This is a genomic window from Arthrobacter sp. 05L417, from assembly GCF_056397865.1.
In genome coordinates, this window is record NZ_JBFTOG010000002.1 from 62,059 (window position 1) to 86,744 (window position 24,686).

Genomic DNA, 24,686 nt, shown 5'->3' on the forward strand with positions numbered 1-24,686 from the left:
CCCATTTAGGCAATTTTCTGCCACACTGGATCTATGTTGAAAACGGTGGCGATCATTGTTGTTCCCAACTTCTCGATCTTCGAATTCGGAACCGCCTACGAGGTGTTCGGGATTGACCGGGCGGACCGGGGGAGCGGCGTTCCCGGCTTTGACTTCAGGGTTTGTACTCCCGTCCCGGGAGACGTGAAGATGAAGTCCGGCCTGTCGATGTATGTCGACCTGGGGCTGGAGGCTACGGCCGATGCCGACCTGGTCATCATGGCCCCGTACGGACGGGATGAGGATGTTCCGGAATCTGTGTTGGATGCGCTGCGGGCGGCGCATGAACGGGGTGCCTGGGTCATGTCGATTTGCTCCGGGGCCTACGCGCTTGCGCGCGCAGGGCTCTTGGACGGGCGCCGCTGCACTACGCACTGGCACTATTCACAGGACCTGGCCAGTAGGTATCCGAAGGTTCACGTGGACGAAAATGTGCTCTACGTCCAGGACGGAACGATCATCTCAAGTGCCGGCACGGCGGCCGGCATTGACGCCTGCCTGCATCTGATTCGCGTCGAGCTCGGCGCCAACGTTGCCGCCGCCATCGCCCGCGACATGGTGGTTCCGCCGCACCGCGACGGCGGCCAGGCCCAATTCATCGACCGGCCCATGCCCACGTGCGGCTCCGCGCCCATGGAGGCCTTGCTTCGCTGGATGGTGGAGAACCTCGAGCACGAACACAGCGTCGGAGAGTTGGCGTCCCGGCTGCACATGTCAGCCCGGACCTTCGCACGCCGGTTCCGGGCCGAAACGGGTGCCACACCGGCGGCGTGGCTCAACTCGCAACGGGTGCTCCGGGCGCAGGAGCTCCTTGAAACCACGGAGTTGAATATCGACGAGGTCGCGCGCGAAGCCGGGTTCGGACATTCCGTGCTGCTGCGGCACCACTTCGCCAAGGTCCTGGACACGAGCCCGCAGTCGTACAGGAGGGCTTTCCGCGGCCAGCTGGCGGAGGTTGGCTAGCGGCGGAGGGTCTCCCGGCCCTCTACCTTGGCATTCTCAACGAGGGTGTGCCAAGGTCCGGTGACATCGGTCTCGGGAAGGGTGGCCCTGTGTTGTCCGGCGCGGATCGAATACATGAACCGGTCGGCTTGCCCGGACGCTTTCCCGGCTGCCCGCGCGGGCGTTTGCCCTTTGGCCTGCGCGCCGGATGGCACCTGGTCCCAAGGGCAGGCCTCCACGATCGGCATCCAGCGCCGTTTATCTTCGGAGGTGGCGGCATCCACGGTCCAGACGCGTGTGATCGCAGCGACGCCACCGCTGCGCTGGACAGTGATTTTCATGTTCTGCGGCTTCCACTGCTCTGAGAGGTGTTGCTAGAGCTTTACCTTCACAGTTTCCCATGCCTTACGGACTGCGTCATGCTCGTTTGAGCCGGCGCCGAAGAGTTCCTCTGCCGACGCCACTGTGGCCTTGGCGAAGCGCCCGAAGGTGCACGTGGCAGGCAGTGAGCCGCTAGTCAGCGTGTTGTACCAGATCTGTCCCGGGGCCTCCCACGCATTGCCACCCAGCTCCAGGGCGACAAGGGAGAACGCCCGGTTGGGGATGCCTGAGTTGATGTGGACACCGCCGTTGTCCGCGGTGGTGCGGACGTAGGTGTCCATGGAGTCCGGTTGCGGATCTTTGCCGAGCACGTCGTCGTCATACGCGGTCCCTGGTGCTTTCATGGACCGGAGCGCGGCGCCTTGGACGGCGTCGGTGAACAAGCCCTCGCCGATCAGCCAGCTCGCCTCGGCGGCAGATTGCTTTTTGGCATATTGCTCCACGAGCGCCCCGAAAACATCCGACATGGACTCGTTGAGCGCTCCGGCCTGGTTCCGGTAGGCGAGGGCTGCCGTGTACTGGGTGACGCCGTGGGCGAGCTCGTGCCCTATCACGCTGAGCGACTTCGTGAATCTCTGGAAGATCTCGCCGTCGCCGTCACCGAAGACCATTTGGCTGCCGTTCCAGAAGGCATTGTCGTACAGCTCGCCGTAGTGGACGGTGGCATCGAGTTTCAGCCCGGCGCCGTCGATCGAATTCCGGCTGAACGCCTCGGCATAAAGCGCGTGTGTCTCGCCCAATCCGTCGTAGGCCTCATCCGCGGCCGCATCGCCCGTCGCCGGACCCTTCTCCTTGCGGACGAGCTTGCCGGGCAAGGCTTCGGTGGAGTTGGCATCGTAGATGGTCCTCTTGGGCGGACCGGGCTTGGCCTGGCGCGCTGTGGGCACCGGGACCGGCACCGGAAGCGAGCGGGCGGCCTGGAGGTTCTTGATGTGGAGCAGGGACTCCTTGGCCGCGCGCGCAATCACCCTCAGGCGGGGCTCGTGCTGTGCCGCCAGCCTTCGCAGCATGTAGGGAGGAATGATGGAACAGATCACGGCGAACCCTTTCGTACCTGTTGGACGGGTACGAACAGCTTAGGAGCGGCCACTGACTTTATAGCCGGCCCGGCGCGGCATGTCCGCTTCACGACGACGATGAGGCCTCATGCGGGCATGCCGGCAACGGTTCCGCGTCGCCTTCGGGGCCCTTCAGGATCCGTTGCAGCTTGCCGAGGTTCACGATGCCATTGCCCCATGCCAGCTCGATTTCGTGGAGGGCTTGTTTGTTGCGGCGGGCGGCTTCACATTCAGGCATGGGTGTCCTCGGGTTGTGGGCAAAGGATGGTTGCGAGTTACCCTGCTGGGAGCCGCGAGAGTTTCCCGGCGAGGACCGGGGCCGTGGCATCGAGCTCGGGGAACGCTGCCGCGGGCTCCTCTTGAGGTGTCTGCTCAAGTCTTTTTGTCGTCTGCACAAGAACCTTGTGTTGGCAGACGGCCAAACGTGACGCAGTTTTCCACCTTTTGTTGCCTGGTACGGAACCTGCCAGGCGCAACGTGGCCACGCAAAGAAAAACCCCGCCGGTTCCTTGAACTGGCGGGGTTTTCTGTTGTGCCCTCGATAGGATTCGAACCTACGGCCTTCTGCTCCGGAGGCAGACGCTCTATCCCCTGAGCTACGAGGGCATCCGGGGCTCCCGTCCGTTGCCGGAGGGACGTCCACGAGCTTAGCAGGTCACCGCGCCGCAATGGAAAACGGGCGCGGCGAGCCGTCAGTAGCCCGCGAAAGCGTCCACGTGGATTCGCCGGGCTCCGGCATGGCGGGCGGCGGAGCGAAGGGTGTCCACGTTTGCCGGAGACCCTGAGATATACACGTCCCGCTCGGCCACATCGGGGATGAGCTCACGCAGGGAGTCGCCGTCGATGCGGCTCCGCCCGGCGTCGTGCATGAACGACGGCGGCGGGGAACCGTCCGAAAGGCGGGCGATGACCCGTGCGCCCGAGGCCTCCAGGACATCGCTCCCGGCGAGTTCTGCGGCGCTGGGGGCGAGATACAGCACGACGATGTCCCTTCGCGCGGAGTCGCCGGACGCCAGCTGGGAAAGGAAAGGCGCAATCCCGATTCCCGCCGCGATGAGCAACACGGGTTTGCCGGCGTCGGGCGGCAGAACAAAGTCGCCACCCACCGCGGTTCCGCTGACGCACTCTCCAGGCTCGAGCGCGAGCAACGCGCGCTTGGCGGCGGAGACTGGTTCCGCCGTGCCGACGCCGAATGTCATCTCGGGCGAGTCGGGCGGGCTGGTGATGCTGAAAACCCGTCGCCGCCCTTTACCGTCCGAGCGCGAGTGCGGAAGGTTGAGTTCCATGAACTGCCCGGGGAGGAAACGGACGGGCCGTCGTGGTTCAAAGCGGAATTCGGTAGTGAACGGCGTCAGAGGACGCGAACCCTTGAACATCAGCATGATTCCGCCCCGCTGTCCCACGAGGAATGCGAGGAGGTTCCCGATCAGCAGAGCGAGTTCCGGCGAATTGGCCACGCCAGCCACGTTGTACGGCACAGCAAAAAACAAGGCCACGACGGCGGCCAGTGCCACTTGCTGCCAGCGGCGGGGAGGCAGGGTGAGGGGCTCGGTGAGCATGAAGCCGACGAAAAAGAGAAGCGGCTGCTGCGCGATCGGTTGCCACAAAGCGGGTCCGAAGGTCATGCCGCCCCGCAGGAGCACGGCGCACACCACCGACAGCGCCACCACGAGGAAAGCGCAGGCCATGAGCACCTTCAGCGTCCGGTACAGCACCAGCAGCACACCAGGGACCAAGAGCCACAACATGGCTGGAGTCGCTGCCCACCACGTGGCGATGTTCAAGCCGGTGAGCCCGGCGATGAAGGCGCCCGCCGCAGCGGGATTGAAAATGTGCCGGCCGCGGAAGGCCAAGACGTATTTGGATGCCGACGCCAGGACGCATGCCACGGCGACTCCGGCGAGATCGGGGATCTGGACCGCGGGAATCAGCGCGGTGGGCCAGAACAGGAAGTACAACAAAAGGCCCGTGATGAGCGAGGATTCCGAGTGCGGCTGGACCTTGAAGAGCATGGCCATGAGCCGGTTGGATGCGTATGTCAGGCCCAGGCACAGCACAAGGTGGAAAAGCATTTCGGGCAGTCCGAAGCTCAGCCAGCCCAAGGCGTTCAGCACGAGGCTGTACGCCGCGAGCACGGCAAGGACCCACAGGATCAGCCGGTACATCGTGAAATGGCCGAGCCAGGCATCCACTCGCGCTTTGATGGCAATCATGAGAACAGTGTCCCTTCGAAGCCGGCCGAATAGGCGGCGTGTCCGTCCGAAAAGACCTTGAGCCAGGAGAACTCGAATTCTCCCTCAAGCACTTTCGGATCCACCATGAAGAGCGCCGTGGCCAGGGCATCGGCTTCCATTGCCGTTGCAGCCATCGTCCACGTGGCCACCACCGTCTCCACCGGGCGCCCGGTGGCGCCGTCGAGGACATGGTGGAGGCCGTCGCCCCACGCGCGGCGGTTGGCGGCGGAAGCGCAGAGCGCGCCGTCGTGGAGTTCGACGACGCCGATCGCCTGGGTGGGGTCGTAAGGGTGTTCGAGGCCCACGCCCAACGGCTCCGCCCCGGAATGAAGCATGTCGCCGCTGGCATCGACCAGGAACTCAGTGATTCCGGCCCCTCGCAGGACTGCAGCCACAATGTCCACCAATTGGCCCTTCCCGGCGGCTCCGATGTCCAGGACCACCGGAGCGGAAACGGACATCTCCGTGCCGCTCCATACGAGGACGTCTTCCCAGCGCGGTGCCGGCACCGGATGGCCGACGGGCCGCAAGGCATAGTCCGCCCCATAGCCCAGCCGCTCGAGGCTGCCGCCGATGAGGGGCGTCATGGCGCCGTTGCTGAGGCGGTACAGCTTCCTGAAAAGCTGTTCCAGTTCGCCGGCCCCGGCCGGGAGGGTGACGGTGCCGGGTTCACGGGCGAGCGCGGCAAGCATGGAGTCGTCCCGGAAGCGCGAGTAGCTTCGGTCGTAGTCCTCCACGACGTCGAGCAAGCCGGCGCGCACGTCCTCCGGGAGTTCCTCCGGCGTCGAGATTTCCCACGTGGTCCCGATACCGTCGAAGCCGAAAACGCTCCAGCCCGTGTGCGTCATGCGCCTATTTGGCCTCGGCCTTGATGGTTTCCACGGCCTTGTTGAATCCTTCGCTCGTCAGGGAGGAGCCGGCTACTTTTGAGACGTTGATCTCATCCAGTTTCTTGCCGACCACCTGCGCGGCGATGCCGTTCTTGAACTGCCCCTGGAATTCCTTGGTGTTCGGGTTGTTGGCATGGACGGTGATGTCCACCGCGGAAATAGTCCCACCAGCCAAGGTCAACTGGACGCCCACGGTTTCACCGCCGTTGGGTGAGATGTAGTCACCGTCCGCACTGTAGGTTCCGTCCTTGTACGGGCCGGAAATTGTGGAGGTCTTTTGCGGCGTGCTGCCTTGGGCCGAAGGGGCGCAAGCTGCCACCGAACTGGCCAGGGAGAGGCCGGCGGCGCCCACCAGGAGGCCCTTGCGGAGTGGCGTAGTCATGGTTCTGCTCGTTTCAACTGGACTCGTCAACTGGACAAGAAAAATGGTCAATGCAAAGTGCTCCGGACGGTGGCCGCCCGCACCATTGACGTGGATTTCAGCCTATCGGTTCAGTCTGGGAGCTCTACTGGCCGAAGCTGGGCGTCGGCTGGGTGCGCGCTGGTGCATGCGTGTGCGCATTACTAAGCATAAGAATTCCACCAGTTGCAAGCCCCACCGGTAGGCTAGACGGGTGACTCCCGAAGAACTCTCCGCCGCCATATCCGCCTGCCTGAAAGACGCTGTCGCCGCCGGCGAGCTCGCGCTTTCCGAATCTGCCCTCCCCGAGGACGTGCGCGTGGAGCGACCCAAGAACCGGGAGCACGGAGACTGGGCCACCAACATCGCCTTGCAGCTTGCCAAGCATGCCGGGACCAACCCCCGTGAATTCGCCACGATCCTGAGTAAGCGACTGGAGGCGATCGACGGCGTCACCGCCGTGGATATCGCGGGCCCGGGCTTCCTTAACATCACTGTGGATGCAGCCGCCGCCGGCGCGCTGGCCAAGGCCATCGTCGAGGCGGGAAGCTCCTACGGAACCAACCAGGCGCTCGCAGGCCACGTGGTCAACATGGAATTCGTGTCGGCGAACCCCACTGGACCGCTGCACATTGGCCACACGCGTTGGGCCGCCCTGGGTGATTCGATTGCCCGCGTACTCCGCGCCTCCGGTGCGGACGTCACCGCTGAGTACTACATCAACGACGCCGGCTCGCAGATGAACGTCTTCGCGAACTCGGTGCTGTCCCGCCTGCACGGACGCGGCGTTCCCGAGGGCGGCTACCCCGGTGAGTACATCCGGGAACTCGGCGACGAGGTCCTCAAGGCTCATCCGGCAATCCGCGAGTTGACCGACGAGGCAGCACTGCCGGTGATCCGTTCCGCCGCTTACCAGGCCCAGATGAAGGATATCAAGGACACCCTGGCCGAATTCGGCGTGGCTTTCGATGTCTTCTTCTCCGAGCAGGAACTGCACGACGGCGGTGCGATCGAGTCCGCCGTCGCCCGCCTCCGGGAGCAGGGCCACGTGTTCGACGACGGCGGGGCGGTCTGGCTGCGCACCACCGACTTCGGCGATGACAAGGACCGCGTCATGATCCGGGCCAACGGCGAACCCACGTATTTCGCCGCCGACGCCGCCTACTACCTGTCGAAGAAGGACCGCGGCTTCACGGAGAAGATCTACCTGCTGGGTGCCGACCACCACGGCTACATCAACCGGCTCAAGGCCATCGCCGCCTGTGCGGGCGACGACCCCGAGGTCAACATCGAGGTCCTGATCGGACAGTTGGTCTCCGTCAACGGCGCCAAGCTGTCCAAGCGTGCCGGCAACATCATCGAGCTCAAGGACCTTATCGAATGGCTCGGTAAGGACGCTGTGCGTTACTCGTTGGCGCGATTCCCCGCTGATTCGCCGCTGACACTGGACCCGGAACTGCTGAAGAAGAACAGCAACGAAAACCCTGTGTTCTACGTGCAGTACGCGCATGCCCGCTCCCGCGGCACGGCACGCAACGCGATCGAGGCCGGCGTGGACCACAGCGCCTTCGACGCCTCCCTGCTGGACCACGCCACCGAGAACGAGCTGCTGTCCTACCTCGGCAGCTACCCGTCCATCGTTGCCAAGGCCGCGGAGCTCCGCGAACCGCATCGCGTGGCCCGCCACCTCGAAGTCATCGCCGGTGCCTACCACCGCTGGTACGACGCTTGCCGCGTTTCGCCGCTTGGCGATGAACCGGTCCAGGACGTCAACCGCACGCGGCTGTGGCTCAACGACGCCACGAGCCAGGTGCTGGCCAACGGGCTTGAACTCCTCGGCGTTTCAGCTCCGGAACGGATGTGATCAGGGTGCAAAACAACGCCGCAGCCTCGCCCCTTGCCCCCGAATGGCTCGCCCTGCCGGAGGACACGAACGCGCTTCACGCACCGATGTGGGCCGAAGGAGTTCAGAGGAACGACGACGGCCAGCTCGCCATTGACGGGGTTCCCGTCAGTGAGCTCAAGGCACAGTTCGGCACACCGCTGTTCGTCATGAGCGAGGGTGATTTCCGTGCCCGCGCCCGCTCCTTCAAGGATGCCTTTGACGCAGCTTTCGAGGACATCTGCGGGGGAGTGGACGTCTACTACGCCGGAAAGTCCTTCTTGTGTACTGCCGTGGCCAGTTGGGTGGCCGAGGAGGGCCTGCGCCTGGACACCTGCTCCGGCGGCGAACTCGCCGTCGCGGCCCGCGCCGGCATCGACGGCGCCAATTTGGGGCTGCACGGCAACAACAAGTCCGACGCCGAGATCAACCGCGCACTGGACATGAAGCTCGGCCGCATCGTGGTGGACAGCCTCGACGAGCTTGAGCGGGTTGCAAAGATCGCCTCCGGACGCGGCGAGACGGCGAAGGTCATGCTGCGGCTGACTCCCGGTGTCCACGCCCACACGCACGAATTCATCGCCACGGCCCACGAGGACCAAAAATTCGGGCTCTCCATGGCCGGGGATTCCACGGAGTCCGCCGGCCTCTCGGCCGCGGAGGAAGCCGTCGCTGCGGCCACCTCGTATTCCAATGTGGAACTCCTGGGCCTGCACTGCCATATCGGTTCCCAGATCTTCGAGCCTGACGGCTTCGCCTTGGCAGCCGAGAAGCTTCTGGGATTCCTCGCCGCGATGCAAGCGAAGTACTCCATCGCCTTGCCGGAACTGGACCTGGGCGGTGGCTACGGCATCGCCTACACACCGGTGGACACCCCCCGCCCGCCGGCCGAAATCGCGCAGGCGATGGCCGCCGTCGTACGCTCGAAGTGCGCTGAACTGGGCATCACCCCGCCGCGCATTTCGATCGAACCGGGCCGTGCAATCGTGGGCACCAGCACCTTCACCTTGTACGAGGTCGGGACGCTGAAAACGGTCCGCGTGGACGCGCCTGCAGAAGCGCCTGTAGATGCCGGTGGCAACCAAAACGTTACGTTCCCGCGTCGCTATGTGTCGGTGGACGGTGGCATGAGCGACAACCCCCGTCCGGTGCTGTACGACGCGGATTATTCGGCCGTTCTCGCCTCGCGGAGCTCGGACGCTGCCCCGCAACTGTCCCGAGTAGTGGGCAAACATTGCGAGAGCGGCGACATAGTTGTTAGAGATGTATATCTGCCCGAAGACGTGGCAGCCGGTGATCTGCTCGCTGTACCGGGAACCGGCGCTTACTGCTGGGCCCTCTCAAGCAACTACAACTATCTGGCCAGGCCTGGCGTTGTCGCTGTGCGCAATGGATCCGCCCGGCTGATCGTCCGCGGGGAAACCGAAGAAGATCTCTTGAACCGCGACATGGGAGTGGCGAATGTCTGAAGTGCGAACCCTGAAGGTGGCCCTGCTGGGCTGTGGCAACGTGGGAGCCCAGGTAGCGCGGATTCTCCTTGACGACGCCGACGCCCTTGCGGCCCGCACCGGCGCGCGCTTGCAGCTGTCCGGCATCGCCGTGCGAAACCTTGATTCAGAGCGCGACGTCGAACTGCCGCGCGATCTGTTCACCACAGACGCCGACACCCTGGTCAAGGACGCCGATCTGGTGATCGAGCTCATGGGCGGCATCGAGCCGGCCCGTTCGCTCATACTGACCGCCATGCAGAACGGCGCCTGCGTCGTGACCGGCAACAAGGCGCTCCTGGCACAGGACGGCCCGACCCTCTACGAGGAGGCTGACAAGGCCGGCGTCCAGCTCTCGTATGAGGCCGCCGTCGCCGGAGCCATTCCGATCCTGCGTCCCATCCGCGACAGCCTCTCCGGCGACCGCATCACCCGGGTCCTGGGCATTGTCAACGGCACCACCAACTTCATCCTCGACCAAATGGACAGCACCGGTGCACAGTTCGCCGACGCGCTGGCCGAGGCCCAGCGGCTTGGATACGCGGAAGCCGACCCGACTGCCGACGTCGAAGGCCATGACGCCGCGGCGAAGGCCGCCATCCTGGCGTCGTTGTCCTTCCACACGCGCTTCGCCCTCGAAGACGTCTACTGCGAAGGCATCACGAAGGTCAGCGCAGCCGACATTGCCGCCGCGAAGGAAGCCGGCTTCGTCATCAAGCTGCTTGCCATCGCCGAGAAGATCACCAACGCAAACGGCGACGGCGGCATTTCAGTCCGCGTCCACCCCACCCTCCTGCCCCGCGAACACCCGCTCGCAGCCGTTCGCGGTGCGTTCAACGCCGTCTTCATCGAAGCCGAGAACGCGGGCCAGCTGATGTTCTACGGCCAGGGCGCCGGCGGAACCCCGACGGCGTCTGCCGTCCTGGGCGACCTCGTTTCGGCGGCCCGCCGTGTGGTGCTTGGTGGTCCCGGTCGTACCGAGACCACCACCGGTTACGTGCCCGCGCTGTCGATCGATGCCTCGACCACGAGCTACTACATCGGGCTCGACGTCGCCGACCAGGCCGGCGTGCTGGCCCGGATCACCCACATCTTTGCGGAGAACGGCGTATCGATCGAAATCATGCGCCAGACGATCCACCGCGATGCCGCCTCGAATGTTGAGTCGGCCGAACTGAAGATCGTCACCCACCGCGCATCCGAAGCCGCACTCGCGGCAACCGTCGAGGCCGTCAAGGGCCTGGACGTCATCAATTCTGTGACATCCGTCCTGCGGGTAGAAGGGGTCTAAGTGGCTCACCAATGGCGCGGAGTAATCCGCGAATACGCTGATCGTTTGCCCGTAACTGAAGCCACGAAGGTCATTACCCTCGGCGAGGGCGGAACCCCGCTCGTCCACGCGCAGAAGCTCTCCGAACTCACCGGATCCACCGTGTACCTGAAGGTGGAGGGCATGAACCCGACCGGTTCATTCAAGGACCGCGGTATGACGATGGCCATGACGGCAGCTGTCGAAGCGGGCGCCAAGGCGGTTGTCTGCGCCTCCACGGGCAACACTTCGGCCTCGGCAGCAGCCTACGCCACGGCCGCCGGGCTCAAGTGTGCCGTGCTGGTTCCCGAAGGCAAGATCTCCATGGGCAAGCTCAGCCAGGCCATCGCGCACGGCGCCACGCTCCTGCAGGTGGACGGCAACTTCGACAACTGCCTGGACATTGCCCGCAAACTCGGCGAGTCCTACCCGGTGTTCCTTGTGAACTCCGTCAACCCGGCGCGTATCCAGGGCCAGAAGACGGGTGCCTTCGAAATCGTCGACGCCCTCGGAGACGCCCCGGACATCCACGTCCTGCCGGTGGGCAACGCGGGCAACATTAGCGCGTACTGGAAGGGCTACAAGGAGTATTCCGCGCCCTTCGAGTCGGCAACCGCGGGCACCCTTCCCGCCGTCTCCACCAAGACGCCGGCCATGTGGGGATTCCAGGCAGCAGGCGCCGCACCGTTCGTGGCAGGCCACCCCATCACCGAACCGGACACGATCGCGACGGCCATCCGCATCGGCAACCCGGCGTCCTGGGACACGGCCATCGCGGCACGTGACGAATCCGGCGGATTCATCGACGCCGTAACTGACGAGGAAATCCTCGATGCCCACCGCTGGCTCTCCGCCAAGGAAGGCGTCTTCGTGGAACCCGGTTCCGCGGCAGGCGTTGCCGGTCTCATCAAGAAGCACGCCGCAGGCGAGGTTCCCGCCGGCAAGACGATCGTCATCACGGTCACCGGACACGGACTCAAAGACCCGCAGTGGGCCCTCCGCACCGAAGACGGCAGCGAGGTCCAGCCGGTCAAGGTGCCGAACGACGTCGTGACCGTGGCATCCGAACTGGGACTGGAAGAAAACTAAGAGTGGAAACCACGCAGCCCACCGCGACCGGTCTTAAGCTCGTCGCGGCAGGCCAGCAGCTGACCGTCAGGGTCCCGGGCACCAGCGCCAACCTGGGCCCCGGCTATGACAGCCTGGGCCTGGCATTGTCGATCTACGACACCCTGACCGTCGAAACTCTCACCACCGGAGAGCTTGAGTTCGAGCTCTCCGGTGAGGGAGCCGATACCCTTCCCCGCGATGCGAGTCACCTCGTCGTGCGTGCCCTCAGCACGGCTTTGGAGCGCCTCGGTTTCCGGCACAGCGGCCTCAAGATCACTGCGGACAACGTCAACCCGCACGGCCGCGGGCTTGGCTCCTCGGCCTCGGCAGTGGTTGCGGCCGTGACCGCGGCCAACGCCTTGGTGCCCGAATCCGCACAGCGCGACCGCGAATGGATTCTGCAACTCACGAGCGAGATGGAAGGTCACCCGGACAACGTCGCACCCGCGATTTTCGGCGGACTGGCCTTGTCGTGGCAGGACAGCGAGCAGTACAGCAGCACCCGCGCAGAAGTGGTCCCGTCGGTCATCCCGATCGTCGCCGTGCCTGACTACGAACTGTCCACCGAAACCGCACGCGGCTTGCTGCCGGCTTCCATCGGCCACCACGCAGCGGCCATGAACTCAGGACGCGCCGCGCTCCTGATCCACGCATTGACGGCCGACCCCCGTTTCCTGCTTCCCGGAACCGAGGACTACCTGCACCAGAGCTACCGTGCAGAGGCAATGCGGCCAAGTGCGGCGTTGATCAAGGCACTGCGGTCTTCGGGCCATGCAGCCGTCGTTTCGGGAGCAGGACCCACAGTTCTCGCATTGGCCAACGGCGCGGACGAGGCCGAGGCGATTGCCGAAATGATCATTGCGTTCACTGCGGACAACACTCCGGACGTGGCTTGGCGCGTGATGACACTGGCAGTGGACGTTGAAGGTGCTAGAGTGGACTTGCACCGGCGGTAGAACCGCGGGCAGTTCCCTGACATTGGATCCCGGCTTAACGCCGTTCCCGTCTCCTACTGTGTCGAAGTCTGCCGGTGTCGTCTCCTTATCGGCCTGTCGCAGGTGCCACAGAACCCTTTCTGTTACCCGAACCGTCAGCCCGCGCCCCGCCCGCCGGAGCATCGAAGACGTATTAGTATCCGGCCCTGCTGAAACTAAACCGGCAAGACCGAAATCACGGCTGCAGATCTGAACTGCAGTCCAGAACAAATCATCGCGTCCAGCTCTAGGTCTGGACGCCGTCGAGGGGGAAGGATCCTTCGTGACAGAAACCACTGAGCTGGCTTCAGCTGTGGACACCACATCTTCTGCAGCTGAATCAACGGCCGCAACCGCTAAGAGCAGCGGCCTTGCAGGCCTCAAGCTCGCGCAGCTCCAGGCTCTCGCCAGTCAGCTGGGCATTTCGGGCGGATCCCGGATGCGCAAGGGGGACTTGGTCTCGGCCATTTCAGCCCACCGTGCCGGCGCAACCACCAGCAAGGCTCCCACCGGGGCCAAGGCCGTAGCAACAAAGGCCGCGCCCGCAGCTCCGGAAGCTGAGACCGCTGCCGCACCTGCCGCAGCGTCCACCGAAGCTCCCGCGCAGGAAGGCACCCGGGCACGTGGCCGTGGCCGAAGCCGCCGCGCCACCAGCGACGGCGTTGTTGCCACTCCTGCCGCCGCGGAAACCGCGGAGGCTCCCGCCGTCGCCGTCGAGGCTCCTGCCGCTCCCGCCGCCGAAGCAAGCGAGGCGGCCGGCGAACGCCGCCAGCCGCGCACGCGGAACCGTCGTCGTGGCGAGGCCGTTGCTCCTGTGGAGACCGGTGAAGTCGCCGAGACCCGCGCGCCGGAGCAGCCCCAGGCCGAACAGCCCCGCGCAGAACAGCGTCAGGCCGAGCAGCGCCAGCCCGAGCAGCGCCAGACGGAGCAGCGCCAGCCCGAGCAGCGCCAGGCACAGCCGCGCCAGGGCGAGCAGGCCTCGGTCGAGGCCGGCGAACCCGCCCAGCGCGAACGCCGCGACAACACCCGTACGCGTCGCGAAGACACTACCGAAGGCGATGACGCCGGCAACCGCCGCAATCGTCGCAACCGCCGCGACCGCAACGATCGTCCGGGTCCTCAGGACAACCGTGACAACCGTGATGGAAACACCCGCAGCGACCGCTTCCGCGACCGCAACGAACGCCGCCGCGGCCGTGGCCAAGGCCCGGACGTCGACGACGTCGAGGTCACCGAGGACGACGTCCTGCTGCCGGTCGCCGGCATCCTGGACGTACTGGAGAACTACGCGTTCATCCGCACCTCGGGGTACCTGCCCGGCGCCAACGACGTGTACGTGTCCCTCGCCCAGGTCAAGAAGTACAACCTGCGCAAGGGCGACGCCGTGGTCGGCGCAATCCGCGCCCCACGTGACGGCGAGGACCGCAACCAGCAGTCCGCGCGCCAGAAGTTCAATGCGCTCGTCCGTGTCACGTCGGTCAACGGCAAGACGCCGGAAGAGCTCAAGGACCGCGTTGAATTCGCCAAGCTCGTCCCGCTCTACCCCTCGGAGCGCCTGCGCCTCGAAACGGATCCCAAGAAGATCGGCCCGCGCGTCATCGACCTCGTGGCCCCGATTGGCAAGGGCCAGCGCGGCCTGATCGTCTCCCCGCCCAAGGCAGGCAAGACGCTCATCCTGCAGTCCATCGCCAACGCGATCACCACCAACAACCCTGAGGTCCACCTCATGATGGTGCTGGTTGACGAACGTCCCGAAGAAGTCACGGACATGCAGCGCACCGTCAAGGGCGAGGTCATTGCCTCCACCTTCGACCGTCCCGCCGATGACCACACCACGGTTGCCGAGCTTTCCATCGAACGCGCCAAGCGCCTCGTGGAAATGGGCATGGACGTGGTGGTCCTCCTGGACTCCATGACCCGCCTGGGTCGCGCCTACAACCTGGCAGCACCGGCCTCCGGCCGCATCCTGTCCGGTGGTGTCGACTCTGCTGCGCTCTACCCGCCGAAGCGCTTCTTCGGTGCTGCGCGCAACATCGAGAACGGTGGCTCGCTCACCATCCTGGCAACCGCGCTCGTGGAGACCGGTTCCAAGATGGACGAAGTCATCTTCGAAGAGTTCAAGGGCACGGGCAACATGGAGCTCCGCCTGTCCCGCCAGCTGGCGGACAAGCGCATCTTCCCGGCCGTGGACGTCAACGCTTCGGGTACCCGTCGCGAAGAGAACCTGCTTTCGGCCGAAGAGGTCAAGATCATGTGGAAGCTGCGCCGTGTCCTGTCCGGACTCGAGACCCAGCAGAGCCTTGAACTCCTGACCAACAAGATCCGGGAGACCGGGAGCAACGTCGAGTTCCTCATGCAGGTACAGAAGACGACTCTTGGAGCCAAGTCGGATAACGACAAGTAGCTGTTTTAGGGGCGGGCGCTGGTTCGTTCGTGCGGTTGGTGCCGCGCGGATGTTCCGCCCCGCCCCTTCCCGTTGCAACGCGGGGTCAGATACGGCCCATCTTGGCCCTCGGCATGGGCCGTAAGTGACCCCGCGTTGCAGTTATTAGACTTGTAGAAGTCGAAAGAGGTTCTGAAAATGTTTGAGTCCGTACAGGGATTGCTTGATGAGCATGCTGCTATCCAGGCGCAGTTGAGTGATCCTGCTGTTTATGCCGACCAGGCTTTGGCCCGCAAGCTGGGCCGGCGGTCTGCCCAGTTGCAGGGCATCGTTGAGGCGTACAACCGTTGGCGCGGGCTCATGGACGATCTTGAAGCGGCCAAGGAAATGGCTTCCGAGGACGCCGAATTTGCCGCCGAGGTCGACGAAATCGAGGCGAAGCTTCCGGCAGCGCAGGAGAAGTTGCGCAGGCTGCTGATTCCGCGCGATCCAGACGACGCCCGCAACGTCATCCTCGAGGTCAAGGGCGGCGAAGGCGGCGACGAAGCTGCCTTGTTCGCCGGAGACCTGCTGCGGATGTACATGCGTTACGCCGAGTCCCGCGGCTGGAAGACCGAACTCATCTCGGCCACGGAATCGGACCTGGGCGGCTACAAGGACGTCCAGATGGCCGTCAAGGGCAACTCGAACGATCCCGCAGAAGGCGTGTATGCCCGCTTGAAGTTCGAAGGCGGCGTGCACCGCGTCCAGCGTGTTCCCGTCACGGAGTCGCAGGGCCGCATCCACACTTCCGCAGCCGGTGTGCTGGTGCTCCCGGAAGTGGATGAGCCCGAAGAGCTCGAAATCAACCAGAACGACCTCAAGATCGACGTCTACAGGTCCTCGGGTCCTGGCGGCCAGTCCGTCAACACCACGGACTCGGCGGTCCGCATTACCCACCTCCCTACGGGCATCGTGGTGGCCATGCAGAACGAAAAATCCCAGCTCCAGAACCGTGAAGCCGGCATGCGCGTCCTTCGTGCCCGTATCCTGGCACACCAGCAGGAGCAGATCGACGCCGAGAACTCGGCCCAGCGCAAGTCGCAGATCCGCACCATGGACCGTTCGGAGCGCATCCGCACGTACAACTTCCCGGAAAACCGGATTGCCGACCACCGTACCGGTTACAAGGCCTACAACCTCGACGCCGTCATGAACGGCGACCTGGAGCCGGTCATCCAATCGGCCATCGAAATGGATGAACAGTCGCGCCTGGATGCCCTGGGCGAGTAACAGCCTGCAAGGATCTTCATGACGTTCTTTCCGGGCCAAAGCCTCGCCGACGCCGTCCGCGAGGCAACAGCCGTCCTGTCCGACGCCGGAGTCCCCACTCCGCGAGTGGACGCTGAACTCCTCGCGGAACACCTCCTGGGTGTCGGCCTCGGCCGACTGCGGGCCATGCTGCTAGGCGATTCCGAGGCCCCGGAAGGCTACGCGGATTTGGTGGCCGAGCGCGCACAGCGCGTTCCGCTCCAGCACATTACCGGCGTCGCGCACTTCCGATACCTCACGCTGGCTGTCGGCCCGGGGGTGTTCATTCCGAGGCCGGAAACGGAATCGGTGGTCCAGCTTGTCATCGACCACCTCCAGGGACTCCAGCACCCCAAAGTGGTTGATCTTGGCACAGGCTCCGGCGCCATTGCAGCTTCGATCGCCCACGAAGTGCCCGGGGCCGAGGTCCACGCCGTCGAATTCAGCACCTTCGCCCATGCCTGGGCCACCAAGAACCTGAAGCCACTCGGTGTGAAGCTCGTGCAGGGCGACCTCCGCAATGCCTTGCCCGAACACGACGGAACGTTCGACGTCGTCGTTTCCAATCCGCCGTACATTCCGGCTGAAGCCATTCCGAACGAACCCGAAGTGGCACTGCACGATCCGCCGGAGGCATTGTACGGCGGGGGAGCGGACGGAATGGAGCTTCCGACGGCGGCTGCCGCCTCGGCTGCCCGCCTCCTCAAGAGCGGCGGGTTCTTCGTGATGGAGCACGCGGAGGTGCAGGCAGGGTGGATTTCCGAACACCTGAAGGCTGCAGGCTGCTGGACGCAGGTCACTACCCACCTCGATCTCAACGGCAAGGAACGTGCCACGAGCGCAGTGTTGGCAATCGCTGCCTCCGGGAAATGAAAGAATAGCGCTGTGACCACAAGCTACAACTGCACGTCAGAGGAACAACGCGCCGAAGGCCTGGAGCATGCGCAGCGCGCCATCAGCGAGAAAAAGTGTGTCGTCATGCCGACGGACACCGTCTACGGCATTGCCGCCGACGCGTTCTCGCCGCAAGCCGTGACCATGCTGCTTGTCTCCAAGGGCCGCGGCCGCCATATGCCGCCCCCGGTGCTGATCCCGCGGCCCACTGCGCTGGACGGGCTGGCAACTGATGTATCGGAAGATGCCCGCAAGCTGGCAGATACCTTTTGGCCCGGCGGCCTGACGCTCATCTTCCATGCCCAGCCGTCCTTGGATTGGGACCTGGGGGAGACCCGCGGAACCGTGGCCCTGCGGATGCCCGACGACGATATTGCGCTTGAACTGCTCAACCGCACCGGCCCACTGGCAGTGTCCTCGGCTAATCGCACCGGTCAACCGGCCGCGCAGACAGCCGCCGAGGCGAGGACCCAGCTTGCTGAATCGGTCGAGGTATACCTTGAGGGTGGGTTCCGGCCCCTCGAGGGAACCGAGCCGGTGGCATCCACGATTGTTGACGCCACCACCGTGCCACTCCGTGTGGTTCGCGATGGTGCCATTTCCCTGGAACGACTTCGCGAGGTTGTTCCCGGAGTGCTGGCCCTCGGGGAAGCCGAGCCTGAGCCAGCGTCGGAGGCCCCCGTCGCCGACGAGGCTCCTGCTCCCGACGAGGCTCTTGCTCCCGGCGAGGCTCTTGCTCCCGGCGAGGCCCCGATACCGGGCGAGACCGTTGTCCACACGGAGACCAGGGCCGAATGAGCCTGGTCCGGGACCGTGTCCCACTACTGGACGTAGACGTCACCGCCCTGTGCGCCGAGCAACTTATAGAAGCCATCAGCGGGTACGTTTCGGACGGCACTACCAAGGTTGTCCTCGGACACAATCTGCACAGCGTCACGTTGTTTCATTCGAGTTCCGACTTCCGGCATCTCTATGAACGCAGCGATGTGGTGCTCATGGATGGTGCGCCGGTCGCAATGCTCTGGGGGCTTGGACGCCGCGGAGGTCCGCGGGACGATGGCGCGGGGTTGATGGAATACCGTTTGGGATCCACGGACTGGGTGCCGGCGCTCGGCGGCGTCGAAGGACTACGCCGGATCGCCGTCGTCGGCGCCGGCCCCGAGGCCAACGGCAAGACGGTGGAACGCCTTCGCGAAATCGTGCCCGGCGCCGAGGTCTCCGGACGGCCCGGTGAGAATTGGAACGATGCCAGCGAAGCGGCCACCGTTGCTTGGCTGGCGGAATTCCGTCCCCAGCTGGTGCTTCTTGGCCTTGGAATGCCGTTGCAGGAATCGGTGCTGCACCGTCGCCTGGATGAGCTTCCACCCGCCGTCTACTGCACCGTCGGAGGGGCTATCGAGCAGCTGGCTGGCCTCCAGAAGCTCGCTCCACGCTGGCTGGGCCGCCTCGGGCTCGAATGGGCCTGGCGGCTCGTCCTGCATCCGGGACGCGTCGCTTACAGGGTCTTCGGCGAGCCGTGGGTGCTCCTCGGCCTGCTTGTGCGCCGTCGGCTCGCCGGCAGGAAAAGCACGCCGCGCCCGGCGGACCGCTAGAACTTCTGATCCTCCAACGGGCCGAAGCCCTTGTCCCGCAAACCGGCGGAGAATGCCCGGAACCACTCCGCGAGCCCGCGGAAGTCACCACGGGGGAGGAAATAGCCCAAGTAGCCTCCGACGTCGGCCACCATCGACTTGCCGCGCCGGTAGCGGCGGATCAAATAGCCCCGGTTGCGGTAGTAGAAGTAGCGCTTGAACGCTGAATCCGGCACGATCACGTGCCAGCGCGCGCCGAAGACATGCTTTGTCTCGGAAAACGCATGCGGGTGGCTGATCCACGCCGTCGCGACCGTACCAAAGCGGATTCCCGCTTTCCGGAGGCGGATCATGAAGTCCACCTCGTCGCCCCGGATGAACAGCCGGATATCCGGCACTCCCACTTTGAAGAAGACATTGGAACGGATGAGCGCACCGTTGAAGAAGTGCCCGACGTCGGGCAGGAACCCCGCCTTCTCGACTTCGGCGCGGTCGTGGGTCACCTTGCCGTCAATCCGGAAGAAGAAGGAGAGCTTGTCCGGGTGTCCGGGCGCGACGACGAGCGGGACGACGGCATCGAGTCTACGGGCCTCCGCTTCGCGGACCAGGGTTTCGAGGCATTTGGGATCGCCGGGTTCGGCGTCATCGTCCATGATCCACACCCATTCGGCGCCGCTGGCCACCGCCTTGAGGATCGCAAGGGCGAAGCCGCCCGCCCCGCCCAGATTCGCCTCCGAGCGGACGTAGTCCACCTTTGGATGGCTTGACGCAAGCTCCCGCGAAGGGGTGGTTCCGCTGTCCACGAGGCAAATGGTGTCCACGGGCATCGATTGTTTGTTGATAGCGTCGAGCAGGACTGCTAGCTCTCCGGGGCGGTCAAAGGTCACAGCCGCTACGGCAACGGAGACAGTCATGTAGGGTTCCTTCCGGGCAGTTGCGGGGAGGGTCCTCCCGGCTCGCCCTAGGGGCGCGTGAAACGGAGCAAAGCCGCCGTAGCCGCTAGTATCTTGACAGAGTCCAACTGTAGTACAGCAATATTCGGCGGTGCGCAGAGGTGTTGCAGGTGTTGTGCCGGCAGCTAGTCGCCAGGGACAAAATCCACCACCACCGCCAACAGGAGCCGCCACGTGATCATGTATTCGCTCATGATGCTCACGGCTGCCGTCGTGTCGTATCTCGCTACGTGGGTAGCCCGCCAGATGGGTAACAAACTCCGGCTTTTCGCCCCTATCCGCAGCCGGGACATGCACTCGGTGCCAATTTCCCGACTCGGTGGCCTAGGACTCTTCGCGGGCTTCGCCGTGGCCCTCGTCGTGGCCAGCAATTCGTTCTTCGTGAAGGACATCTTCCACGGGAACGGTGCGCCGTGGGGAATCCTGGCAGGTGCCCTTGTGATTGTCGCGGTGGGTGTCGCCGACGACGTGATGGACATCCGCTGGTGGGTTAAGCTGATCGGCCAATGCACGGCCGCTACGATCGTCGCAGTCTGGGGGGTGCAGATGTCCGTCCTTCCCTTTGTTCCGGAGCCCATACGGATTGATGCGGAACCGCTGCGGATCGTCTTGACCGCCCTCCTCATCGTGACCACCATGAACGCCGTCAATTTCATCGATGGACTCGATGGCCTGGCGGCAGGCGTCGCCGCGATTGGCGGGGTTGCGTTCTTCCTGACGGCGTATTGGGTCCACCGCAATGCAACACTCACGGACCGCTCGGATCTGGCGGCGCTGCTGATGGCCATCATTGTGGGTTGTTGCATCGGATTCCTGCCGCACAACTGGTTCCCGGCCAAAATCTTCATGGGCGACTCGGGCGCCATGCTTTTGGGCCTCGTGATGGCCTCGGCCGGCGTGGTGTCCACGGGCCAGATCAGTTCAGGTCTTTACGACCGCGCGAATGGTATTCCCACCATCGTTCCCATTCTGTTGCCGTTCGCGATTCTGTCGCTACCGTTGCTGGACCTCGGCCTTGCGGTGTTGCGGCGTACAGCACGTGGCCAATCGCCCTGGTCGGCTGACCGAGGACACTTGCACCACAAGCTCATCGAGCTCGGCCACACCCACCGAACGGCGGTGCTCATGATGTACGTGTGGACCTGCATTCTGGCGTTTGGAGGCCTGGCGTTTGCCATCTTCCCTTGGCAGATGGTCCTCACCGTGGACATCGTGGCCGCCCTGATCATGGCCGGAGTGACAGCGTGGCCGTACTTTGCCCGAAAAGGGCGCGAAGCCCAGTAGATGGTGTGTGACAAGGGCGTTAACATCACAGTTCTATCTCATGTAGAATTTTAGGGCGGACAGTCACTCGCCCGCGCACCCACCCTTTTTGAGACTTTGGCATTTTTGCCACGACGATTGGCATCCCCATGACCTCCAACGCCGGCGGACAGCAGTCCGACTCGAGCGGCGTTGCTGCCTCACGCTCCACTTCTTCGCTCTGGCTGCGGCTTCTTTTCCTCAGCTCGACGGCGGCAGTGGTGGCTCTCGCTGCAACGTCGGTTGTCGCGGCGGTCATGAACGGTGGCGTAGGAGTGCTTTCTGCCGCATTCGGCGGGGCACTGGTCATGGTCTTTTTTGCCATCAGCCTCTTGATCGGCCATTTTGTCGGCCGGGATAATCCTTCCGGCGCGGTCGGCCTTTTTGTTGCCAGCTACTTTGTCAAGGTCGTCGGTTTCGCGGTGGTGCTTTTCGTCTTAGGCGCCCCCGCATGGCTGCACGGACGCTGGTTCGTGATAGGCGCCGTCGTCGCGGTTGTCTCGTGGCAAGCCGCCGAAATCTATGGCTTCAGTAAGGCCCGGCTGCAGATCTACAACGGCCCCGCAGCAGGCAAGGGAGGCGACGATGTTCACTCCTAGGAACAAGCGACCCTCCGTCACACCCCATGCCGCAAAACCCGGCGATTCCACTGAGCAAGCGAGCGACGGAAGCGACGGCGGATACAACGCCGGAATTGCCGTCTTTAGCTACATTGTTGGCGGAATCATAGTCTGGAGTTTGATAGGCTGGGGTCTGGATATTCTGTGGGGGACTCGCTGGATTGTGCTCGTTGGCGCTCTGCTCGGAGCCGCAGGGGGGTTCTATCTTTCCCACATGCATGGCCTTACCAGTCAGCGGTCTTCATCTGGTGAGAGCAAAGCAGACAGCGGTCCGCCCCACGACGGGGACAGTAATGCCAAATAATTTCACACGGGAAATGGCTGCAGGAAACGCGGCCGGATCCTCAACAACGCCCAATGATGGACACTGCAGAGAGGAAACGCGTTGATCGCGCTTGCGCTCCCGGCCCAGGATTCAGGGACCTTCACTCCTCCCGGAATCGACCAAATGCACCTGCCGGCTATCCTGCCGTGGGGTGCGAGCGATGGCTTCTCCAAGCAGATGTTGCTGGTGATCCTGTCGGTCGTCCTTATCGCTTCATTCTTCATCGCTGCTGCACGCAAGCAGCAGTTGGTCCCCGGCAAGTTGCAGTTCGCGGGCGAGATGGCCTACGGCTTCGTCCGCAACAGCATCGCCAAGGACATTATCGGCGGCCGCGACTTCATGAAGTACGTACCGCTCCTGTTCACCTTGTTCTTCTTCATCCTGGTGAACAACATCTACGGCGCCATTCCCGTGATCCAGCTCCCGAGCTTCTCGCACGTCGGCGGGGCCTACGTGCTGGCCGCGGTTGTATACGTCACCTGGATCGGCATCGGCATCAAGAAGAACGGCTTGAAGTACTTCAAGCTGGCCACGGTTCCCTCGGGCGTCCCGTGGTTCATCCTGCCGATCGTCGTACCGATCGAAATCATCTCGAACTTCCTGGTCCGGCCGGTGACGCACAGCCTCCGTCTCTTCGCCACCATGATGGCCGGACACCTCATTGTCATGATCGCCGGCTCGGGTATCGAGTTCCTTGTCATGCAGGAAAACGTCCTCCTCAAGGGCGCATCGGTGCTGGTCCTCGCAGGTGCCATCGCCATGTACATGCTCGAAGCCCTGATCATGGTGCTGCAGGCATACGTCTTCACCCTTCTGACTGCGATCTACATCGAAGGCGCACTCCACGCCGACAGCCACTAGGCACAACCCTTAATCTTCCCCCTCGGGGGTTGAAGCAAACCAAACAACCTGCCGCGACTGCGGCATCTTGAAAGGAATACAATGAACGGCGACATCAACGGCTCCCTTAACCTCATTGGCTACGGTCTCTCCGCCATCGGCGGTGGTATCGGTGTGGGTCTCGTATTTGCTGCTTACATCAACGGTGTTGCACGTCAGCCGGAAGCCCAGCGCGTGCTCCAGCCGATCGCGTTCCTTGGTCTGGCACTTACCGAAGCCCTCGCCATCCTCGGCCTGGTCTTCGCTTTCGTTCTCAAGTAAACAGCTAAGAACCAAGCGAACATTCAGAACCGAGTAGATAAGGACGGGTGAAAAATGAATCAGCAGATCATCTCAGCCGCCGCTCAAGGCGCCGCCGAGTCGGCTAATCCGCTCCTTCCCAACCCGTGGGAAATGGGCGTCGTCTTCGCCGGCTTCGCGGTCCTCTTGTACATCGTGGTCAAGTTTGTTGTCCCGATGTTCGAGAAGACCTTCGCGGAGCGCGCAGAGGCGATTGAGGGTGGCATTGCCAAGGCTGAAAAGGCCCAGGCTGAAGCTTCTGCAGCTCTCGAAGAGTACAAGCAGCAGCTCCACGACGCCCGCGCCGAGGCTAACCGCATCCGCGAAGAAGCTCGAGCTGAAGGAGCCCAGATCCTCGCGGAGCTGAAGACCAAGGCAGCAGCCGAGTCGGCACGCATCACCGAGCAGGCACACGCCCAGATCGAATCGGAGCGCCAGGCAGCTGTTGTCGCCCTGCGTTCCGAGGTGGGCACCCTGGCCACGACTTTGGCAGAGCGCATCGTTGGCGAATCGCTCAGCGATGACGAGCGTGCCGCCCGCGTGGTGGACCGCTTCCTCGCAGATCTGGAGACCCAGAGCGCAGGTGCAGCTAAGTAATGGCAGGTGTATCGAGCGAATCGCTGACCAAAGCGCTGGAGCAGTTGGAAGCCATGCTTCCGACGGCCTCGCTGCAGTTGGCTAAGGACCTCTTCGGAATCCTGGGAACGGTGGACAGCTCGGCTGGCTTGCGCCGCGCCCTGACTGACCCCTCCCGCAGCGGAGAAGAAAAGTCGGCGCTGGTCAAGCAGCTGGTTGGCGGGAAAGTCTCCGCTGATGCTGCGGAAATCGCGAGTGGATTGGCCAGCTCACGCTGGGCATCGGCACGCGATATCGGCGATGCACTCGAGACTCTTGCCGCCACGGTGGTCATCGCCGTGGCTGAAAACAAGTCGGCCGTTTCTGCCTCCGGAATCACGGGGCTGGAAGAGCTGGAAAACGATCTGTTTGCTTTCAACCAGACCGTTGCTTCCAGCCACGAGGTACAACGTGCTCTGGGAGAGTCGCAGGCAAGTGCTGCGGCCAAGATCACCCTGGCGGAGAAGTTGGTTCCTGGCGCAAGCCCGGAGGCCCAGCTTCTCATCGGCCAGGCCGTGTCGCAGCCGCGCGGCGTCAAGCCGAGCAAGCTCATCGACAACTTCGCAAAGCTTGCAGCCAAGCGCCAGCAGCGCTGGATCGCAACTGTCCGCGTCACCCGTCCGTTGACGGATGCGCAGGCCAGCCGCCTGCAGGCCGGGCTTGATGCCCTCTATGGCCGCGAGCTGAAAGTCAACGTCAGCGTTGATCCGACTCTGATCGGTGGAATCCGGGTCCAGGTGGCAGACGAAGTGCTTGACGCTTCCGTCGTAGCCCGCCTGTCCGAACTCCGCCGGCAACTCGCTGGCTAGCCAGACAAGCACAACTTAACTGATACAAACACCGGTCAT

25 protein-coding genes and 1 tRNA gene are annotated in these 24,686 nt (G+C 63.9%); 18 read left to right on the plus strand and 8 right to left on the minus strand.

Annotated elements, in window-relative coordinates; all coding sequences use genetic code 11:
* Positions 1–33: 33 nt before the first annotated feature.
* On the plus strand, positions 34–1,002 hold the full coding sequence (locus AC1DJW_RS02200; protein ID WP_284751244.1) for a GlxA family transcriptional regulator: 969 nt from the start codon (positions 34–36) through the stop codon (positions 1,000–1,002).
* Here AC1DJW_RS02200 and AC1DJW_RS02205 read toward each other — a convergent pair.
* From AC1DJW_RS02205 to AC1DJW_RS02235, 7 genes are all read right to left on the minus strand, one after another.
* Positions 999–1,322 carry a protealysin inhibitor emfourin gene (locus AC1DJW_RS02205; protein ID WP_284751243.1) on the minus strand — a complete coding sequence of 108 codons (324 nt, stop codon included), beginning with the start codon at positions 1,320–1,322 and terminating at the stop codon, positions 999–1,001. The two genes, AC1DJW_RS02200 and AC1DJW_RS02205, sit on opposite strands and share 4 nt — an antisense overlap.
* Before the next feature lie 33 nt (positions 1,323–1,355).
* Complete coding sequence (locus AC1DJW_RS02210) at positions 1,356–2,372, minus strand: M4 family metallopeptidase (protein WP_459341299.1); 1,017 nt, start codon at positions 2,370–2,372, stop codon at positions 1,356–1,358.
* Positions 2,373–2,487: 115 nt separating this feature from the next.
* Positions 2,488–2,658: a hypothetical protein gene (locus AC1DJW_RS02215; protein WP_284751241.1), complete on the minus strand. Its 171-nt coding sequence runs from the start codon at positions 2,656–2,658 to the stop codon at positions 2,488–2,490.
* Between the two features lie 295 nt (positions 2,659–2,953).
* Positions 2,954–3,026: transfer RNA gene (locus tag AC1DJW_RS02220), tRNA-Arg, on the minus strand.
* Positions 3,027–3,112: 86 nt separating this feature from the next.
* The gene (locus AC1DJW_RS02225) at positions 3,113–4,633 is read right to left on the minus strand and encodes an FAD-dependent oxidoreductase (protein ID WP_284751240.1); all 1,521 of its coding nucleotides are present in this window, start codon (positions 4,631–4,633) and stop codon (positions 3,113–3,115) included.
* Positions 4,630–5,502, minus strand: coding sequence for an FAD:protein FMN transferase (locus AC1DJW_RS02230; protein ID WP_284751239.1), 873 nt, complete (start codon positions 5,500–5,502; stop codon positions 4,630–4,632). Before AC1DJW_RS02230 ends, AC1DJW_RS02225 begins: the two co-directional genes overlap by 4 nt.
* Positions 5,503–5,506: 4 nt before the next feature.
* Positions 5,507–5,926: an FMN-binding protein gene (locus tag AC1DJW_RS02235; RefSeq protein WP_284751238.1), complete on the minus strand. Its 420-nt coding sequence runs from the start codon at positions 5,924–5,926 to the stop codon at positions 5,507–5,509.
* Positions 5,927–6,158: 232 nt separating this feature from the next.
* On the opposite strand from AC1DJW_RS02235, the gene argS reads away from it, so the two are divergent.
* From argS to AC1DJW_RS02285, 10 genes are all read left to right on the plus strand, one after another.
* Positions 6,159–7,808: an arginine--tRNA ligase gene (argS, locus tag AC1DJW_RS02240; RefSeq protein WP_284751237.1), complete on the plus strand. Its 1,650-nt coding sequence runs from the start codon at positions 6,159–6,161 to the stop codon at positions 7,806–7,808.
* Between the two features lie 5 nt (positions 7,809–7,813).
* Positions 7,814–9,295, plus strand: coding sequence for a diaminopimelate decarboxylase (lysA, locus tag AC1DJW_RS02245; protein WP_284751236.1), 1,482 nt, complete (start codon positions 7,814–7,816; stop codon positions 9,293–9,295).
* The gene (locus AC1DJW_RS02250) at positions 9,288–10,604 is read left to right on the plus strand and encodes a homoserine dehydrogenase (RefSeq protein ID WP_284751235.1); all 1,317 of its coding nucleotides are present in this window, start codon (positions 9,288–9,290) and stop codon (positions 10,602–10,604) included. Before lysA ends, AC1DJW_RS02250 begins: the two co-directional genes overlap by 8 nt.
* Positions 10,605–11,711, plus strand: coding sequence for a threonine synthase (thrC, locus tag AC1DJW_RS02255; RefSeq protein ID WP_284751234.1), 1,107 nt, complete (start codon positions 10,605–10,607; stop codon positions 11,709–11,711).
* Positions 11,712–11,713: 2 nt separating this feature from the next.
* Positions 11,714–12,688, plus strand: coding sequence for a homoserine kinase (thrB, locus tag AC1DJW_RS02260; protein WP_390279048.1), 975 nt, complete (start codon positions 11,714–11,716; stop codon positions 12,686–12,688).
* Between the two features lie 301 nt (positions 12,689–12,989).
* On the plus strand, positions 12,990–15,110 hold the full coding sequence (rho, locus tag AC1DJW_RS02265; protein ID WP_476900608.1) for a transcription termination factor Rho: 2,121 nt from the start codon (positions 12,990–12,992) through the stop codon (positions 15,108–15,110).
* 177 nt (positions 15,111–15,287) lie between these two features.
* On the plus strand, positions 15,288–16,361 hold the full coding sequence (gene prfA, locus AC1DJW_RS02270) for a peptide chain release factor 1 (RefSeq protein WP_028264759.1): 1,074 nt from the start codon (positions 15,288–15,290) through the stop codon (positions 16,359–16,361).
* A gap of 18 nt (positions 16,362–16,379) precedes the next feature.
* Positions 16,380–17,252, plus strand: coding sequence for a peptide chain release factor N(5)-glutamine methyltransferase (prmC, locus tag AC1DJW_RS02275; protein ID WP_390279044.1), 873 nt, complete (start codon positions 16,380–16,382; stop codon positions 17,250–17,252).
* A 12-nt stretch (positions 17,253–17,264) separates the two neighbouring features.
* Positions 17,265–18,071: an L-threonylcarbamoyladenylate synthase gene (locus AC1DJW_RS02280; protein ID WP_476900609.1), complete on the plus strand. Its 807-nt coding sequence runs from the start codon at positions 17,265–17,267 to the stop codon at positions 18,069–18,071.
* Positions 18,068–18,865 (plus strand): WecB/TagA/CpsF family glycosyltransferase, encoded by a 798-nt coding sequence (locus AC1DJW_RS02285; RefSeq protein ID WP_390279040.1) that lies wholly within the window; start codon positions 18,068–18,070, stop codon positions 18,863–18,865. The genes AC1DJW_RS02280 and AC1DJW_RS02285 overlap by 4 nt, the downstream gene beginning before the upstream one ends.
* Here AC1DJW_RS02285 and AC1DJW_RS02290 read toward each other — a convergent pair.
* Entirely contained in the window at positions 18,862–19,758 is an 897-nt protein-coding gene (locus AC1DJW_RS02290; RefSeq protein ID WP_476900610.1) for a glycosyltransferase, read from the minus strand. The two genes, AC1DJW_RS02285 and AC1DJW_RS02290, sit on opposite strands and share 4 nt — an antisense overlap.
* Positions 19,759–19,971: 213 nt before the next feature.
* Between AC1DJW_RS02290 and AC1DJW_RS02295 the strand changes: the two genes are divergently transcribed.
* From AC1DJW_RS02295 to AC1DJW_RS02325, 7 genes are all read left to right on the plus strand, one after another.
* Entirely contained in the window at positions 19,972–21,081 is a 1,110-nt protein-coding gene (locus AC1DJW_RS02295; protein WP_284751226.1) for an MraY family glycosyltransferase, read from the plus strand.
* 128 nt (positions 21,082–21,209) lie between these two features.
* Positions 21,210–21,698: a hypothetical protein gene (locus AC1DJW_RS02300; RefSeq protein WP_476900611.1), complete on the plus strand. Its 489-nt coding sequence runs from the start codon at positions 21,210–21,212 to the stop codon at positions 21,696–21,698.
* A complete protein-coding gene (locus tag AC1DJW_RS02305; RefSeq protein WP_390279036.1) occupies positions 21,685–22,023 on the plus strand; it encodes an AtpZ/AtpI family protein in 339 nt (112 codons plus the stop codon). The genes AC1DJW_RS02300 and AC1DJW_RS02305 overlap by 14 nt, the downstream gene beginning before the upstream one ends.
* An 81-nt stretch (positions 22,024–22,104) precedes the next feature.
* Positions 22,105–22,905, plus strand: coding sequence for a F0F1 ATP synthase subunit A (gene atpB, locus AC1DJW_RS02310; protein WP_284751224.1), 801 nt, complete (start codon positions 22,105–22,107; stop codon positions 22,903–22,905).
* 81 nt (positions 22,906–22,986) lie between these two features.
* Positions 22,987–23,205 carry an ATP synthase F0 subunit C gene (gene atpE / locus AC1DJW_RS02315; protein ID WP_028264751.1) on the plus strand — a complete coding sequence of 73 codons (219 nt, stop codon included), beginning with the start codon at positions 22,987–22,989 and terminating at the stop codon, positions 23,203–23,205.
* 54 nt (positions 23,206–23,259) lie between these two features.
* Complete coding sequence (locus AC1DJW_RS02320) at positions 23,260–23,820, plus strand: F0F1 ATP synthase subunit B (protein ID WP_284751223.1); 561 nt, start codon at positions 23,260–23,262, stop codon at positions 23,818–23,820.
* Positions 23,820–24,647: a F0F1 ATP synthase subunit delta gene (locus tag AC1DJW_RS02325; protein ID WP_459341283.1), complete on the plus strand. Its 828-nt coding sequence runs from the start codon at positions 23,820–23,822 to the stop codon at positions 24,645–24,647. Before AC1DJW_RS02320 ends, AC1DJW_RS02325 begins: the two co-directional genes overlap by 1 nt.
* The last annotated feature ends 39 nt before the right edge of the window (positions 24,648–24,686 follow it).